A 17,273-nucleotide genomic window follows, 5' to 3' on the forward strand; every position below is an offset into this window, starting at 1 on the left:
CGTCCGATGAGACGAGATCGTCGAGCCGATGGACCTGTGAATTAGTACGACGATATGCGCGAAGCTGTGGAAAAGTTTCGGTGACTGTGCGTGAGCGGATGCATCCTGGACGCATGACGGATCACTCGGGTCTCGAAGCGGAGCTGCGCGGTGCCGTCCGGGGCGAGGTCGGTTTCGACATCACCTCCCGGGCACTGGTCACCATGGACGCGTCCAACTACCGGCGTGTCCCGCTGGGCGTCGTCGCGCCCACAGACGCCGGGGACGTGGCCGCCGTGCTGGAGGTCTGCCGGGCCCGCGGGGTGCCGGTGGTGCCGCGCGGCGGGGGCACGTCGATCGCCGGACAGGCCACCGGCACGGGGGTCGTCCTGGACTTCACCCGGCACATGAACCGCCTGCTGTCGATCGATCCCGAGGCGCGCACGGCGGTCGTGCAGCCCGGCCTCGTCCTCGACCGGCTCCAGGAGGCCGCCGCCCCGCACGGCCTGCGCTTCGGCCCGGACCCGTCCACGCACAGCCGCTGCACACTCGGCGGGATGATCGGCAACAACTCCTGCGGTTCGCACTCGGTGGCCTGGGGGACGACCGCGGACAGCGTGCGGGAGCTGTCCGTCCTGACCGCGCGCGGACGGCCGCTGCGGCTCGGGCCGGGCTGGGCGGGCGCGCCCGAGGGGCTGCGCGAGCTGGTGGACGGCGACCTGGCCCGGCTGCGCACGGGCTTCCCGGAGCTGCCCCGCCGTATCTCCGGCTATGCGCTGGACGCGCTGCTGCCCGAGAAGGGCGCCGACGTCGCCCGCTCCTTCTGCGGCTCCGAGGGCACGCTGGGCGTGTTGACCGAGGCGGTCGTCCAGCTGGTGCGGGCCCCACGCGCGCGTGCCCTGGCCGTGCTGGCGTACGCCGACGAGGGTGCGGCCGCCGAGGCCGCCGCGGGGCTGCTCCCCTACGGCCCGCTGACGGTGGAGGGCATGGCGGCCGACCTGGTGCGCTCCCCGGCCGGACTGCCCGCCGGTGGCGCCTGGCTGTTCGTGGAGACCGGCGGCGAGACCCCGGCCGAGGCACGCGCACGTGCACAGGACGTCGTCCGCGGGGCCGACGTGGTCGGCTCCCTGGTGGTGACGGACCCGGCCGCCCAGCGGGTCCTGTGGCGCATCCGCGAGGACGCGAGCGGCACGGCGACCCGCATGCCCGACGGCAGTGAGGCCTGGCCCGGCTGGGAGGACTGCGCGGTGCCGCCCGCCCGGCTCGGCGCCTATCTCCGGGACTTCCGCGCGCTGCTGTCGGCCCACGGCCTGCGCGGCGCGCCGTACGGCCACTTCGGCGACGGCTGCATCCACGTCCGCATCGACTTCGACCTGCTCACCGAGGCCGGCATCGGCCGCTTCCGCCGCTTCTCCGAGGAACTGGCCGACCTGGTCGTGGCGCACGGCGGCTCGCTGTCCGGGGAGCACGGCGACGGACAGGCCCGCGCGGAGCTGCTGCCGCGCATGTACGGCGCGCAGACGGTCCGGCTCTTCGAGCGGGCCAAGGCGGTCTGGGACCCGGATGACCTGCTCAACCCCGGCATGCTGGTCCGCCCGGCCCCGCTGGACACCGGCCTGCGCTTCTCCGTCCTTCCCGCACAGCCCGTCGACGTGGCCTTCGGCTACCCGGCGGACGACGGTGACTTCCGCGCGGCCGTCCGCCGCTGCGTCGGCGTCGCCAAGTGCCGTACGACCACGGCGGCCGGCCCCGCCGTGATGTGCCCCTCCTTCCGCGCGACCGGCGAGGAGGAGCACTCCACGCGCGGCCGGGCCCGGCTGCTGCACGAGATGCTGGCCGGTGAACTGGTCACCGACGGCTGGCGTTCGACACAGGTGCGCGACGCCCTCGATCTGTGCCTGTCCTGCAAGGGCTGCCGCTCCGACTGCCCGGTCGGCGTCGACATGGCCACCTACAAGGCGGAGTTCCTGCACCACCACTACGCCGGCCGACGCCGTCCCGCCGCGCATCTCAGCATGGGCCGGCTGCCGCAGTGGCTGCGCTGGGTCGCCGTCACACACACGGCCCCGCTGCTCAACGCCCTGGCGGGAGTCGGACCGTTGGCCCGCGCCGGCAAGCGCCTGGGCGGGATCGCGGCCGAGCGGGAGATTCCCCGTCTGGCGGCACAGACCTTCACCGGATGGTGGCGCACGCGGAAGCCGGTGCCACGGAGGCCGGTGCCGCGCAAGTCGGTGCAGGGCGCAGAGGGGCCGGGGCCGGACGGCTCGGATTCCGGTGGCTCGGGTCCGGGTGGCTCGGGCCGGGGTGATCTGGTGGTGCTCTGGCCGGACACCTTCACCGAGTATCTGTCCCCGTCCGTCGGCCGGGCCGCCGTCCGGGTGCTGGAGGCCGCCGGACTGCGCGTGGCCCTGCCGCCGACGCTGCTGGTGCGCGCGGCAGGCATCGGGGCCGGCCGCGCCAGGTCGGCCGCCGCGCTGCTCACCGCCCGCCGTGCACGCGTCTGCTGCGGCCTCACCTATATCTCCACCGGCCAGCTCGACCGCGCCCGCGCGGTCTTGCGCCGCACCCTGGACCTGATGGAGCCGGTGCTGCGGGCCGAAGTCCCGGTCGTCGTCCTGGAGCCGAGCTGCGCGGCGGCCCTCCGCACCGACCTGCCCGAGCTGCTGCACGACGACCCGCGCGCGGCCCGGCTGGCCTCGGCCGTCCTCACCTTCGCCGAGGCCCTCGGGCGGCACGCCCCGCACTGGACCCCGCCCGCCGTGGACCGCCCGGTCAGCGGCCAGACCCACTGCCACCAGCACGCGGTGCTCGGCGACACCGCCGACCGCCGGCTGCGCGAGGCCGCGGGCCTCACCGGCGAGCTGAGCGGCGGCTGCTGCGGACTCGCGGGCAACTTCGGCTTCGAGAAAGGCCACTTCGAGGTGTCCAGGGCCTGCGCGGAGGAACAGCTCCTGCCGTCGGTCCGTAAGGCACCCGAAGGGACGGTGGTCCTGGCCGACGGCTTCTCCTGCCGCACCCAACTGGACCAGCTGGCTGGCGTGCGGGGACGGCATCTGGCCGAGGTGCTGGCGGAGGCGCTGGAGAAGGGGGCAGGGGACTGAGAGGTATTCCCTTATGTGAATGGGCAGTTGGCGGCGCATACGTAGACTCGGAAGCGACCAGTCGTCTCGCAGTTCGGAGGAACCCCTCATGACGAAGGCCCCGTTCGGCTCCTTGTCCGCCGCGATAGCGGCGCTCGGCACAGCTCTCGCGTTCCTCACGCTCCAGCTCCGCGCGAACGGCTATGAGCCGTACGTCGAATCCGTGGCCACCGCCAGCATCGTGATGTACGTCACCGCGGCTCTCGTTGTGGTGACGTGGGCCCGTGACCGTCGGCGGCACTCGAACTGAGCACGCCGACCTGGTGCCTCGGCGCAAACCGGGGGTGGTGAAGTGACGGTGGAGCACACCCGCTTGGCGGTCCTGTCCGACATCCATGGCGTGCTGCCCGCCCTGGAGGCGGTCCTCGCGGAGCCCGAGGTGGCGGCCGCCGACCGGATCGTTCTCACCGGCGACATCACGGCGGGGCCCCAGCCGGCCGAGGTGCTGGACCTGCTGCGCGAGCAGGGCGAGAAGGTGCTGTGGCTGGCGGGCAACGCCGACCGGGAGCTGGTGGAGTACCGGCGCGGCTCGCGCACCGGGATCCCCGACCCCATCGGTCCCTACGCGGCCCGGCAACTCCGCGAGGACCAGGTCGACTTCCTCGCCGGCCTGCCCCGCACGCTCACCCTGCGCGTCCGCGGCCTCGGCACGGTCCTGTTCTGCCATGCCACCCCGCGCGACGACGAGGAACTGGTACTGGTGGACTCCCGCCCCGACCGCTGGGCGGAGGTCTTCACCGGCCTCGACCCCGGCGTCGGCACGGTCGTCTGCGGCCACACCCATATGCCCTACGTCCGCCTCGCGCACGGCCGTCTTGTGGTCAACCCCGGCAGCGTCGGCATGCCCTACGGCCGCCCCGGCGCCCACTGGTGCCTGCTCGGCCCCGGCGCCGACCTGCGCGTGACGCCGTACGACATACCGGCGGCCGTCGCCCGGCTCACCGCGGAATGCGCCTACCCGGACATCGCCGAGTGGGCCGACCACTACCTGCACGCCCGGGCGACGGACACCGAGGTGCTGGCGGCCTGGGGGCCGAAGGCCGGATCATAAGGCAACCTCAGGTTCATAAGAGAACTCTCAGGTTCGCATGGGCTTCGAGCGATTCTCTCAGGAACCACAAAGGTATTCACAGCACCCCTTTGCCAATTTTGCCTTTCGGGCTCTCGGGTGGCGTGTAGGTTCTTCGATGTCGGGATCCGGACGCGGAATTCTCGAAACAAGAACTTCGAACCAGTAGGAGTCAGAAATGAGCTTCAAGAAGCTTGCCCCGCTGCCCCCCAAGCCCAACAAGCAGCTCCCCCCGCCGCCGAAGCCGAAGCCGAAGAAACACGCGCCGAAGCCGCCGCTGCCCAAGCCGTTCCCCGGCCAGGACCAGTGATCCGAGGCTGAACGGAAAGGGGCCGATGGTGCACCGTCGGCCCCTTTTTCTTTTCTTTGGAAGGGGAATTCAATGGGTGAAGAGAGCGCCGAGGCGGAAGAGTTCGAGCATGAAACGCCCACCATTCCCGCCCGCACCGCATTCCGCCGTTTCTGGCCGCTGACCAAAGGGCTCAGGAAATGGCTGCTCGTCGTCTGGGTGTGCACGGTGCTCGCCGCGCTCGCCGAGACCGAGGCCATCCTGCTGTTCAGCGACCTCACCGACCACGCCCTGCGGAAGGGCTCGACGGCCGCGTTCTGGAGCCCGGCGGGCAAGTGGCTGGGGATCGCCATGGCCGGCGCCGTCGTCGCGTACGCCGGCAACTCCCTTGCCGCCTGGGTGACCGAGCGGTTCGTGATGCGACTGCGCGAGCATGTCTTCGACCATGTCCAGCAGCTGCCGCCGCACTTCTTCCAGCGTCACCGCCAGGGCGATCTGCTCTCCCGGCTGACCGGCGACGTCGAGGCGATCGAGACGATGGTCGTCTCCGGCCTGGTCGGCGCCGCCTCGGCGGCGTTCTCCGCCCTCTTCTACGCCGTCGCCGCGTTCTGGCTGCGCTGGGACCTGGCCGCCGCGACCTTCGTCCTCGCGCCGCTGTTCTGGCTGGCCGCGCGCCGCTTCTCCGGTTCCATCAAGGACGTCTCCCGCGAGGGCCGGGTCGCCGACGGCGCGATCACCTCCGTGGTGGAGGAGTCCCTCGGCAACATCGTGCTCACCCAGGCCTACGACCGCCGGGACGCCGAACGCCGCCGGCTGCACGAGGAGGCGTCCGCCTGGTTCCGGGCCTCGGTCCGTTCCACCCGCCTGAACGAGGCGTACGAGCAGCTCGTCCAGGTCATCGAGACGGTGTGCGTGCTCGCCGTGATCGGCATCGGCGCCTGGGAGATCTCCACCGGCCGGATGACCCTCGGCCAGCTCCTCGCCTTCGCCGCCTTCCTCGGCTACCTCTACCCGCCGGTGCGCGGCCTCGCCCAGCTGGGCCTTACCGTCACCGCCGCCACGGCCGGCGCCGAGCGGCTCATCGAGATCCTGGACGTCCGCCCCTCGGTCACCGACCCCCGCAGAGGCACGGAGACGGGCCGCCCGGACGGAAGAGTCGAGGTCCGCGGGGTCACCTTCGGCTATCCGGGCGCCGACAGGGCCGCCCTGGAAGACCTCTCCTTCGCGGTCAGCCCCGGCGAGCTGGTGATCGTCACCGGCCCGAGCGGCGCCGGCAAGTCCACGGTGTCCAAGCTCCTGCTGCGGTTCTACGACCCGGACGCGGGAGAAGTCCTCCTGGACGGCGTCCCCCTGCGCGACTTCCCCCTGGCCCGCCTCCGCGCGTACGTGACACTCCTCCCGCAGGAGACCCTCGTCCTGCACGACACGGTCCGCGCCAACATCGCCTGCGGCCGCCCCGGCGCCAGCGACCGGGCGATCGAGGAAGCGGCGCGGGCGGCCGACGCGCACGAATTCATCGTCCGCCTCCCCGACGGCTACGACACCAGGGTGGACCCCAACTCGGCCCGCCTCTCCGGCGGTCAGCTCCAGCGGCTGGCCATCGCCCGCGCCATCCTGCGCGACGCCCCCGTCCTAGTCCTGGACGAGCCGACGACCGGCCTGGACGCGATGGCCGCGCGCAGGGTCGTGGGGCCACTGCGCCGCCTGATGGCGGGCCGCACGACGATCATGATCACCCACGACCTCAACCTCGCCCCCGACGCCGACCGCATCCTCGTCGTGGACCGGGGCCGGATCGTGGAGACCGGACGCCATGACGACCTCCTCGCCCGGGGCGGGGCGTACGCACGGCTGCACCGCTCGCAGAACAACGCGGTGACGGACACCGGCGAGCTGCGCATGCCGTTGTGGGAGGCCCAGAGCCCGGCGCCGTCGTACGGGCACGCGCCCGCGTACCAGCAGCCGTACGGTCACGACCCCTACGCGGCCCCCCTCCCCGCGGCCCTTCCCGCCACCCTCCCGGACGGCCGTCCCCTCTTCCGTGACGGGGAGGCCTGGCCGGGCATCTGACAGAGCTTGGCCGGGCGTCCGGTCCAGCATCCGGGACAGTTCCTTAATGGGTTTACGCACCTGTCAGGGTTCATTACCCTAGACCTGTTGGTACATCGAGATGAACGAACCCGATCAAGCACAGGACCGCCCGTGACCGCCACCTCCACCACCTCCAGCGCCACCAGCACCACCGCAACGCCGACACCGGTCGCCCCCGTCGGACGGCAGAGCCGGTTCGGCTCACTCGGCCCGGTGGGCCTGGTGCTGGCCGGCGGCGTCTCGGTCCAGTTCGGCGGTGCCCTCGCGGTGACCCTGATGCCCCGGGCCGGCGCACCGGGCGTCGTCGCCCTCCGTCTCCTCGCGGCGGCCGTGGTCCTCCTCCTGGTCTGCCGCCCCCGGCTGCGCGGCCACTCGCGCGCCGACTGGGGCACGGTGATCGCCTTCGGTATCGCGATGGGCGCGATGAACGGCCTCTTCTACGAGGCGGTCGCCCGCATCCCGCTGGGCCCTGCGGTCACCCTGGAAGTGCTCGGCCCGCTGGCCCTGTCGGTCCTGGCCTCGCGCCGCGCGGTCAACGCGGTGTGGGCGGGCCTGGCCCTGCTCGGCGTCTTCCTGCTGGGCGGCGGAGGCTTCAGCGACCTCGACCCCACAGGTGTCGCATTCGCCCTGGGCGCCGGCGCCATGTGGGCGGTCTACATCCTCTTCAGCGCCCGTACGGGCCGCCGCTTCCCGCAGGCGGACGGCCTGGCCCTGGCCATGGCGGTCGCGGCCCTGCTCTTCCTCCCCATCGGCATCACCGCAGCGGGCACCCGCCTGCTGGACCCCACCACCGTCGCCCTCGGCTCGGCGGTGGCCCTGCTCTCCTCGGTCCTGCCCTACACCCTCGAACTCCTCGCCCTGCGCCGCCTGCCCGCCTCCACCTTCGCCATCCTGATGAGCCTCGAACCGGCGCTGGCGGCAACGGCCGGCTTCCTCGTCCTCGGCCAGTCCCTGTCCGCCACGGAAGCGGCCGCGATCGCCCTGGTCATCGCGGCGAGCATCGGCGCGGTACGGACCCAGGTGGGGCGGGGCAGGGCCAGGGTGGAACTGGCACCGGAGGCCTGACGGCCCTCACCCGCTCCACCGGGGCCCGGGCGATCCGGCGGCCGAGTGAGGGAGAGGGTGTCCTCGCCCGGTGTCGGCCAAATTCATGCAAGCACGCTTGATTGTTTCTGGGCTCGCTGCCATGCTCCCCCCATGGCCGACCCGACGCCCGTCATCGACGACCTGCGTGCCGAGAGCGAGGAACTCGACCTGCTCGTGGCCGAGTTGAGCCCCGAGCAGTGGGCACTGCCCACCCCCGCGCCCCGCTGGACCGTCGCCCACCAGATCGCGCACCTCGCCTGGACCGACCGCTCGGCGCTGCTCGCCGTCACCGACGCGGACGCCTTCCGGGCGCTGGTCGAGAAGGCGCTCGCCGCCCCGGACTCGTTCGTGGACGAGGGCGCGCAGGACGGCGCCCGGCTCGCCCCCGCCGAGCTGCTGCGGACCTGGCGCGCCGGACGCGAGGCCCTCGACCGGGCGCTGCGTGCCGCGCCGCCCGGCGCCCGGTTCCCCTGGTACGGCCCGCCCATGTCCGCCGCCTCCATGGCCACCGCCCGACTCATGGAGACCTGGGCCCACAGCCTGGACATCGCCGACGCACTGGGTGTGGTCCGCGCACCCACCGACCGGCTGAGGCATGTGGCCCGGCTCGGGGTCCGCACCCGGGACTTCGCCCACACCGTCCACGGGATCACACCGCCCGCCGACGAGTTCCGGGTGGAACTCACCTCACCCACGGGCGAGGTGTGGGCGTACGGCCCCGAAGACGCCCCGCAGCGCGTCACCGGCCCCGCCCTCGAGTTCTGCCTCCTGGTCACCCAGCGCGCCCACCGCGCCGACCTCGCCCTGACCGCCGTAGGCCCCGAAGCCGACCGCTGGCTGGACATCGCACAGGCCTTCGCGGGCCCGCCCGGCACCGGCCGTCCGCCGAGGGGAACCGAGCGGTGAAGGCCCTGCGCATCGGCAACTTCTCCGGCTTCTACGGCGACCGCGCGGACGCCCTGCGCGAGATGCTCACCGGCGGTGAACTCGACGTCCTCACCGGTGACTACCTCGCCGAACTCACCATGCTGATCCTCGCCCGCGACCGGCTGAAGGACCCCTCCGCGGGATACGCCCGCACCTTCCTGCGCCAGCTGGAGGACTGCCTCGGCCTCGCCCACGAGCGGGGCGTGAAGATCGTCACCAACGCGGGAGGCCTCCACCCGGCCGGACTGGCCGCCGCGGTGCGGAAGCTGGCCGAGCGGCTCGGCATCCCGGCCGATGTCGCACATGTCGAGGGCGACGACCTCACCGCCTCCCACCCCGGGACCCTCGCCGCCCACGCCTACCTCGGCGGCTTCGGCATCGCCGCATGTCTGCGGGCCGGTGCGGACATCGTGGTCACCGGGCGGGTGACCGACGCGGCCCTCGTCACCGGGCCCGCCGCCGCCCACTTCGGCTGGCAGCCCGGGGAGTACGACCGGCTCGCGGGCGCCGTCGTCGCCGGACATGTGCTGGAGTGCGGGACGCAGGCCACCGGCGGGAACTACGCGTTCTTCCGGGAGGGGGACGTACGCAGGCCCGGTTTCCCGCTCGCCGAGATCCACGCCGACGGCAGCAGCGTCATCACCAAGCACCCCGGTACCGGCGGTCTGGTCGATGTCGGCACGGTCACCGCGCAACTGCTGTACGAGACCGGCGGCGGCCGCTATGCCGGACCCGATGTCACCGCCCGGCTGGACACCGTACGGCTGAGCCAGGACGGGCCGGACCGGGTGCGGATCGAGGGGGTGCGGGGCGAGGCGCCGCCGCCGACCCTGAAGGTCGGCCGCAACCGGCTCGGCGGCTTCCGCAACGAGGTCGTCTTCGTCCTCACCGGACTCGACATCGAGGCCAAGGCCGACCTCGTGCGCCACCAGCTGACCGACGCGCTCGCCAAGGCGCCGCCCGCCGAGGTGCGCTGGGAGCTGGTCCGCACCGACCGGGCCGACGCCGACACCGAGGAGACCGCGAGCGCCCTGCTGCGGCTCGTCGTACGGGACGCGGACGAACGGGTCGTCGGGCGGGCGCTGAGCGGGGCCGCCGTGGAACTGGCGCTGGCCAGCTACCCGGGCTTCCATGTGCTGTCCCCACCTGGAAAGGGCGCCCCCTATGGGGTCTTCGAGGATGTGTACGTCCCCCATGGCGCCGTAGACCATAGGGCTGTCCTCCACGACGGACGCCGTATCCCTGTGGCGCCGCCCCAGGACACCCGGCCCCTGGACGCCGTACCGGAACCGGCTCTCCCCGAGCCGCTCCCGGCCGGGCCGACCCGGCGCGCGCCCCTCGGGCTGGTCGCGGGGGCCCGCAGTGGGGACAAGGGCGGCAACGCCAACGTCGGCGTCTGGGCCCGTACCGAGGACGCCTGGCGGTGGCTCGCGCACGAGTTGACCGCCGAAAGGTTCCGGCAGCTGATCCCCGAGAGCCGGGACCTGCCCGTCACCCGGCACCTGCTGCCGGGCCTCCGCGCGGTCAACCTCGTCGTCGAGGGCATCCTCGGCGCGGGCGTCGCCGCGCAGGCCCGCTTCGACCCGCAGGCCAAGGCCCTCGGCGAATGGCTGCGCTCCCGCCACCTGGACATCCCGGAGGCCCTGCTTTGACCACCCTGACCTCGGCCCTGGACCCGGGCAGCCCCGACCACCGCGCGCACCGCGAGGCCATGCTCGCCAGGCTCGCCGGACTCGACGCCGAACACGCCAAGGCGCTCGCGGGCGGCGGCGAGAAGTACGTCCAACGGCACCGGAAGCGGGGCAAGCTGCTCGCCCGGGAACGGATCGAGCTGCTCCTCGACCCCGACACCCCCTTCCTGGAACTGTCCCCGCTCGCCGCCTGGGGCAGTGACTACACCGTCGGCGCCTCCCTGGTCACGGGCATCGGCGTGGTCGAGGGCGTCGAGTGCCTGATCACCGCCAACGACCCGACCGTGCGCGGCGGCGCGAGCAACCCGTGGAGCCTGAAGAAGGCCCTGCGCGCCAACGACATCGCCCTCGCCAACCGGCTGCCCTGTATCTCCCTGGTCGAGTCCGGCGGTGCCGACCTGCCCTCCCAGAAGGAGATCTTCATCCCGGGCGGCGCCATCTTCCGCGACCTCACCCGCCTCTCCGCCGCCGGCATCCCGACCCTCGCGGTCGTCTTCGGCAACTCCACCGCCGGCGGCGCCTACATCCCCGGCATGTCCGACCACGTGATCATGGTCAAGGAGCGCGCGAAGGTCTTCCTCGGCGGGCCGCCGCTGGTGAAGATGGCGACCGGCGAGGAGAGCGACGACGAGTCCCTGGGCGGCGCCGAGATGCACGCGCGCGTGTCGGGCCTCGCCGACTACCTCGCCGTGGACGAACCGGACGCGCTGCGCCAGGCACGCCGCGTGGTCGCCCGCCTCAACCACCGCAAGGCGTACCCGGATCCGGGCCCGGCCGAGCCGCCCAGGTACGACCCGGAAGACCTGCTGGGCATCGTCCCGGAGGACCTGAAGATCCCGTTCGACCCGCGCGAGGTCATCGCCCGGATCGTCGACGCCTCCGACTTCGACGAGTTCAAGCCGCTGTACGGGACCAGTCTGGTGACCGGCTGGGCGTCGCTGCACGGCTACCCGGTCGGCATCCTGGCCAACGCCCAGGGCGTGCTCTTCAGTGCCGAGTCGCAGAAGGCCGCCCAGTTCATCCAGCTCGCCAACCAGCGCGGCATCCCGCTGCTCTTCCTGCACAACACCACCGGCTACATGGTCGGCAAGGAGTACGAGCAGGGCGGGATCATCAAGCACGGCGCGATGATGATCAACGCGGTGAGCAACAGCCGGGTGCCGCATCTGTCGGTGCTGATGGGCGCGTCGTACGGCGCCGGTCACTACGGCATGTGCGGACGCGCCTACGACCCCCGCTTCCTGTTCGCCTGGCCCAGCGCCAAGTCCGCCGTCATGGGCCCGCAGCAGCTCGCGGGCGTGCTGTCGATCGTCGCCCGGCAGTCGGCGGCGGCGAACGGCCAGCCGTACGACGAGGACGCGGACGCCGCCCTGCGCGCCATGGTGGAGCAGCAGATCGAGTCCGAGTCGCTGCCGATGTTCCTGTCCGGGCGGCTGTACGACGACGGCGTCATCGACCCGCGCGACACCCGCACCGTCCTCGGCCTGTGCCTGTCCGCGATCCACACCGCGCCCTACGAAGGTGCGCGCGGTGGCTTCGGCGTCTTCCGGATGTGAGGCATCACGTGATTACGACACTGCTCGTGGCCAACCGGGGCGAGATCGCCTGCCGGATCGTCCGCACCTGCCGTGAGTTGGGGATCCGGACGGTCGCCGTGCACTCGGACGCCGACGAGAACGCGCTCCACGCGCGCGTGGCCGACACGGCGGTACGGCTGCCGGGCGCGGCGCCCGCCGAGACGTATCTGCGCGGCGACCTGATCGTGAAGGCGGCCCTGGCCGCCGGCGCGGACGCCGTGCACCCCGGCTACGGCTTTCTCTCCGAGAACGCCGACTTCGCCCGCGCCGTCCTCGACGCCGGCCTCACCTGGATCGGCCCGCCCCCGGAGGCCATCGAGGCGATGGCGTCCAAGATCCGCGCGAAGGAACTGATGGGCCTCGCGCCCCTCGCCGCGACCGACGTCACGGAGGCCGACCTGCCGGTGCTGGTGAAGGCGGCCGCGGGCGGTGGGGGGCGCGGAATGCGGATCGTGCGCCGTCTGGAGGAGCTGGGCGCCGCACTGGAGGCCGCGCGCGCCGAGGCCGCGAGCGCCTTCGGCGACGGCGAGGTCTTCGTGGAGCCCTACCTGGAGCACGGCCGCCACGTGGAGGTGCAGATCCTCGCCGACGCCCACGGCACCGTGTGGCCGCTCGGCACCCGTGACTGCTCCCTCCAGCGCCGCCACCAGAAGGTCATCGAGGAGGCCCCGGCGCCCGGCCTCTCCGAGGGGCTCACGGAGGATCTGTACGCGCTGGCCGTACAGGCCGCGCGCGCCGTCGCCTACGTGGGCGCCGGCACCGTCGAGTTCCTGGTCGCCGACGGCCGCGCGCACTTCCTGGAGATGAACACCCGCCTCCAGGTCGAACACCCCGTCACGGAGGAGGTGTTCGGCCTCGACCTGGTCGCCGGACAACTCCGTGTCGCCGAGGGCCACGCCCTGCCGAAGGACCCGCCACGCGCGCGTGGCCACGCGATCGAGGCCCGCCTGTACGCCGAGGACCCCGCCCACGGCTGGGCCCCGCAGACCGGCACCCTGCACCACCTCGCCCTGCCGGCCGGCGTCCGCCTGGACACCGGCTACACCGACGGCGACACCATCGGCGTCCACTACGACCCGATGCTCGCCAAGGTCGTCGCCCACGCGCCCACCCGCGCGGAGGCGCTCCGCCGGCTCGCGGACGCCCTGGAACGCGCCGCGATCCACGGTCCGGCCACCAACCGCGACCTGCTCGTCCGCTCCCTGCGCCACGAGGACGTCACCTCCGCCCGCATGGACACCGGCTTCTACGACCGCCATCTGCCCGCACTGACCACCCCCGCCCCCGACCCGTCCGCCCGCCCGTCTCCCACCACCGCCCTCAACGGAGTCGCTGCGCGACCACCTCTGGTTGCCCTGGCCGCCGCCCTCGCCGCCGCCCACGGCCGCTCCCGCTTCGGCGGCTGGCGCAACCTGCCCTCGCAGTCGCAGGTCAAGCGGTACGAGATGGCGGGCGAGGAGCACGAGGTCCACTACCGGCACACCCGGGAGGGCCTCACGGCCGACGGGGTGCGGGTCGTGCACGCGGACGCGCGCGTCGTCGTCCTCGAAGTGGACGGCGTGCAGCGCAGGTTCGAGGTCCGCGCGTACGGCGACGAGGTCCACGTCAACGCCGCCCGCCTCACCGCCCTGCCCCGCTTCCCCGACCCCACCGCCCAGCTCGCACCGGGTTCCCTGCTGGCACCGATGCCGGGCACGGTCGTACGCGTCGCCGAGGGCCTGACGGAAGGGGCAACGGTTCAGGCCGGTCAGGGCCTCCTATGGGTGGAGGCGATGAAGATGCAGCACCAGATCTCCGCACCGGTCACCGGAACGCTCAGCGCCTTGCACGTCAAGGCCGGTCAGCAGGTGGAGCCGGGCACGTTGCTCGCCGTAGTGCAGGAAACCTCTTCCTAGGAGACCCATGACCGCCGTCATCGAATCCGAAGAGCACAAAGCCCTCCGATCCGCCGTAGCCGCCCTCGGCAAACGCTACGGCCGCGACTATCTGGTCCAGACCGTGGCCGCAGGCAAACCCCTCACCGAACTCTGGTCCGAGGCAGGCAAGCTCGGCTATCTCGGCGTCAGCCTCCCGGAGGAGCACGGCGGCGGAGGCGGCGGCATCACCGAACTCTCCATCGTGCTCGAAGAGCTGGGCGCCGCAGGCTGCCCCCTCCTCATGCTCGTCGTGTCCCCGGCCATCTGCGGCACCGTGATCTCCCGCTTCGGCACAGAGGCCCAGAAGCAGGCATGGCTCCCCGGCATCGCCGACGGCACCCGCCTCATGGCCTTCGGCATCACCGAACCCGACGCGGGCTCCAACAGCCACCGCATCACCACCACCGCCCGCCGCGACGGCGCCGACTGGCTGCTCACCGGCCGCAAGGTCTTCATCTCCGGTGTCGACATGGCGGACGCCGTCCTCATCGTCGGCCGCACGGAGGACGCCCGCACCGGACGCCTCAAGCCCTGCCTCTTCATCGTCCCGACGGACGCCGAGGGCTTCCACAAGCGCCCCATCGACATGGAACTCCACGCCGCCGAGAAGCAGTTCGAGCTGGTCCTGGACGATGTGCGGCTGCCGGCCGACGCGCTCGTCGGTGGGGGCACCTCCCACGCTTTCGGCAGTGGGGGAGAGGACGCGGGCCTGCTCCAGCTGTTCGCCGGCCTCAACCCCGAGCGGATCATGACGGCGGCCTTCGCCATCGGGATGGGCCGCTACGCGCTCGCCAAAGCCGTCGAGTACGCCCGCGACCGCTCCGTCTGGAAGACCCCCATCGGCGCCCACCAGGCCATCGCCCACCCCCTGGCGCAGGCGCACATCGACCTGGAGCTGGCCCGGCTGATGACGCAGAAGGCGGCCCACCTGTACGACGCCGGCGACGACATGGGCGCGGGCGAGGCCGCCAACATGGCGAAGTACGCGGCCGGGGAGGCCTGTGTGAAGGCGGTCGACCAGGCCGTGCACACCCTCGGCGGCAACGGGCTCACGCGCGAGTTCGGGCTCGCCTCGTTGATAACGGCCGCACGTGTGGCTCGTATTGCCCCGGTGAGCCGGGAGATGATTCTCAACTACGTCTCCCACCAGACCCTGGGCCTGCCCAAGTCGTACTAGGCCGGCACCGGCAGCCGCTTGGAGGAACCGTGTTCCGCAGCGAGTACGCAGACGTTCCGCCCGTAGAACTCCCCATCCACGAAGCGGTCCTGGGGCACGCCGCAGACTTCGGCGAGCGGCCGGCCCTGATCGACGGCACGGACGGCACCACCCTCACGTACGAGCAGGTGAACCGGTTCCACCGGCGTATCGCCGCCGGTCTCGCCGACGCGGGCGTCGCCAAGGGCGATGTCCTCGCCCTGCACAGCCCCAACACCGTCGCCTTCCCGACGGCCTTCTACGCGGCCACGCGCGCGGGTGCCACCGTCACCACGGTGCACCCGCTCGCCACGCCCGAGGAGTTCGCCAAACAGCTCGGCGACAGCGGCGCCCGCTGGATCATCACCGTCTCACCCCTGCTGGGAACGGCCCGCCGCGCCGCCGAACTCGCGGGCGGCGTACGGGAGATCTTCGTCTGCGACAGTGCGAGCGGGCACCGGTCGCTCATCGACATGCTCGCCACCACCGCCCCCGAGCCGCGGCTCGCCTTCGACCCGGCCGAGGACATCGCCGCGCTGCCGTACTCCTCCGGCACCACCGGCGTCCCCAAGGGCGTGATGCTCACCCACCGGCAGATCGCCACCAACCTCGCCCAGCTGGAGCCCGCCGTCACCATGGCGCCCGGCGAGCGCATCCTGGCCGTCCTGCCGTTCTTCCACATCTACGGCCTCACCGCGCTGATGAACGCGCCCCTGCGCAAGGGCGCCACGGTCGTCGTCCTGCCCCGCTTCGACCTGGAGACCTTCCTCGCGGCCATCGAGAACCACCGCATCACCGGCCTGTACGTCGCCCCGCCGATCGTCCTCGCCCTCGCCAAGCACCCGGCGGTCACCCGCTACGACCTCTCCTCCCTGAGATACGTCATCAGCGCCGCCGCCCCGCTGGACGCCCAGCTCGCCCGGGCCTGCGCCGACCGGCTGGGCCTGCCCCCGATCGGCCAGGCCTACGGCATGACGGAACTGTCCCCCGGCACCCATGTCGTCCCCCTCGACCGACTGCACGACGCGCCCGCCGGCACCGTCGGCAGGCTCATCGCCGGCACCGAGATGCGGATCGTGTCCCTCGACGACCCCGACAAGGACCTCGGCACCGACGAGTCCGGCGAGATCCTGATCCGCGGCCCCCAGGTGATGAAGGGCTACCTGGGCCGCCCCGACGCGACCGACGCCATGATCGACGCCGACGGCTGGCTGCACACCGGAGACGTCGGGTACGTCGACGCGGGCGGCTGGCTGTTCGTCGTGGACCGGGTGAAGGAACTCATCAAGTACAAGGGCTTCCAGGTGGCCCCCGCCGAACTGGAGGCCCTGCTGCTCACCCACCCCGGCATCGCCGACGCCGCGGTCATCGGCACCCGCAACGACGACGGCAACGAGGTCCCGCACGCCTTCGTCGTCCGCCGTGCCGACGCCGGGGACCTCTCGGAGAACGAGATCCTCCTCCACGTCGCCGAACGCGTCGCCCCCTACAAACGCGTCCGCCAGGTCACCTTCATCGACACCGTCCCGCGCGCCGCCTCCGGGAAGATCCTGCGCCGGGAACTCAGGGAGCTGCCATGACGTCGATCAGCCGTACACGCGCGCGCGGCGTCGAAACCCTCAGCCTCGACGCGACCGACACCCGCAACGCGCTCTCGGCGGCCCTCGTCGCCGACCTCGCCGCCGCCCTCACCGACTGCGGCAAGGACCCGGACCTCCGGGCCGTCGTCCTCACCCACACCGGCAGCACCTTCAGCGCCGGCGCCGACCTGCGCGACCCGCCGCATCCGGACGCCCTGGTCGGCCTGCTCCGGCAGATCGTCGAGCTGCCCAGACCGGTCGTCGCCCGCGTCACCGGACACGTCCGCGCGGGCGGCCTCGGCCTCCTCGCCGCCTGCGACATCGCCGCCGCCTCCACCACGGCCACCTTCGCCTTCACCGAGGTCCGCATCGGCGTGGCCCCCGCCGTGATCTCCCTCCCGGTGATCCCGCGCACCGACCCCCGCGCCCTGGCCCGCCACTACCTCACCGGCGAACGCTTCGACCCGGCGCAGGCCGTGCGGCTCGGCCTGCTCACGACGGCGGCCGACGACGTGGACGAGGCCCTCGCCCCGATCCTCGACGGCCTGCGCCGCTCCTCGCCACAGGCCCTGGCCGAGACGAAACGGCTGCTCACGGCTAGGGTGCTGGAGACATTCGACCGGGACGCGGCGGACCTGACCGCCCTCTCGGCCCGGCTGTTCGCCTCCGACCAGGCCCGGGAGGGGATGACGGCCTTCCTGGAAAGACGGGACGCGGCATGGGTGGTGTGACC

Annotated in this window: 13 protein-coding genes; all 13 read left to right on the top strand. The window is 72.5% G+C overall.

Annotated features, from left to right (window positions below; all coding sequences use genetic code 11):
* Window positions 1-113 precede the first annotated feature (113 nt).
* The 13 genes from AB0L75_RS08260 to AB0L75_RS08320 all read left to right on the top strand — a co-directional run bounded on the left by AB0L75_RS08260 (window position 114) and on the right by AB0L75_RS08320 (window position 17,271).
* Window positions 114-3,080 carry an FAD-binding and (Fe-S)-binding domain-containing protein gene (locus tag AB0L75_RS08260; RefSeq protein ID WP_365177036.1) on the top strand — a complete coding sequence of 989 codons (2,967 nt, stop codon included), beginning with the start codon at window positions 114-116 and terminating at the stop codon, window positions 3,078-3,080.
* Window positions 3,081-3,168: 88 nt separating this feature from the next.
* Window positions 3,169-3,369 (top strand): SCO3870 family protein, encoded by a 201-nt coding sequence (locus tag AB0L75_RS08265; protein WP_365177039.1) that lies wholly within the window; start codon window positions 3,169-3,171, stop codon window positions 3,367-3,369.
* 42 nt (window positions 3,370-3,411) lie between these two features.
* A complete protein-coding gene (locus AB0L75_RS08270; RefSeq protein WP_365177042.1) occupies window positions 3,412-4,170 on the top strand; it encodes a metallophosphoesterase family protein in 759 nt (252 codons plus the stop codon).
* A gap of 196 nt (window positions 4,171-4,366) precedes the next feature.
* The gene (locus AB0L75_RS08275; RefSeq protein WP_365177044.1) at window positions 4,367-4,498 is read left to right on the top strand and encodes a hypothetical protein; all 132 of its coding nucleotides are present in this window, start codon (window positions 4,367-4,369) and stop codon (window positions 4,496-4,498) included.
* 72 nt (window positions 4,499-4,570) lie between these two features.
* Window positions 4,571-6,547, top strand: a complete 1,977-nt coding sequence (locus AB0L75_RS08280) for an ABC transporter ATP-binding protein (RefSeq protein ID WP_365177047.1) — start codon at window positions 4,571-4,573, stop codon at window positions 6,545-6,547.
* A gap of 132 nt (window positions 6,548-6,679) precedes the next feature.
* On the top strand, window positions 6,680-7,633 hold the full coding sequence (locus AB0L75_RS08285; protein ID WP_365177049.1) for an EamA family transporter: 954 nt from the start codon (window positions 6,680-6,682) through the stop codon (window positions 7,631-7,633).
* Window positions 7,634-7,765: 132 nt separating this feature from the next.
* Window positions 7,766-8,560 (top strand): TIGR03084 family metal-binding protein, encoded by a 795-nt coding sequence (locus tag AB0L75_RS08290; protein ID WP_365177052.1) that lies wholly within the window; start codon window positions 7,766-7,768, stop codon window positions 8,558-8,560.
* A complete protein-coding gene (locus AB0L75_RS08295) occupies window positions 8,557-10,233 on the top strand; it encodes an acyclic terpene utilization AtuA family protein (protein ID WP_365177055.1) in 1,677 nt (558 codons plus the stop codon). Before AB0L75_RS08290 ends, AB0L75_RS08295 begins: the two co-directional genes overlap by 4 nt.
* The gene (locus AB0L75_RS08300) at window positions 10,230-11,828 is read left to right on the top strand and encodes a carboxyl transferase domain-containing protein (RefSeq protein WP_365177058.1); all 1,599 of its coding nucleotides are present in this window, start codon (window positions 10,230-10,232) and stop codon (window positions 11,826-11,828) included. The genes AB0L75_RS08295 and AB0L75_RS08300 overlap by 4 nt, the downstream gene beginning before the upstream one ends.
* Before the next feature lie 8 nt (window positions 11,829-11,836).
* Window positions 11,837-13,744 (top strand): biotin carboxylase N-terminal domain-containing protein, encoded by a 1,908-nt coding sequence (locus AB0L75_RS08305; RefSeq protein WP_365177061.1) that lies wholly within the window; start codon window positions 11,837-11,839, stop codon window positions 13,742-13,744.
* 7 nt (window positions 13,745-13,751) lie between these two features.
* Complete coding sequence (locus AB0L75_RS08310; RefSeq protein ID WP_365177064.1) at window positions 13,752-14,942, top strand: acyl-CoA dehydrogenase family protein; 1,191 nt, start codon at window positions 13,752-13,754, stop codon at window positions 14,940-14,942.
* Between the two features lie 29 nt (window positions 14,943-14,971).
* Window positions 14,972-16,540 carry a 4-coumarate--CoA ligase family protein gene (locus AB0L75_RS08315; protein ID WP_365177067.1) on the top strand — a complete coding sequence of 523 codons (1,569 nt, stop codon included), beginning with the start codon at window positions 14,972-14,974 and terminating at the stop codon, window positions 16,538-16,540.
* The gene (locus AB0L75_RS08320) at window positions 16,537-17,271 is read left to right on the top strand and encodes an enoyl-CoA hydratase family protein (RefSeq protein WP_365177070.1); all 735 of its coding nucleotides are present in this window, start codon (window positions 16,537-16,539) and stop codon (window positions 17,269-17,271) included. The genes AB0L75_RS08315 and AB0L75_RS08320 overlap by 4 nt, the downstream gene beginning before the upstream one ends.
* Window positions 17,272-17,273: the final 2 nt, after the last annotated feature.

The organism is Streptomyces sp. NPDC052101, from assembly GCF_040680235.1.
Classification (GTDB): Bacteria; Actinomycetota; Actinomycetes; order Streptomycetales; family Streptomycetaceae; genus Streptomyces.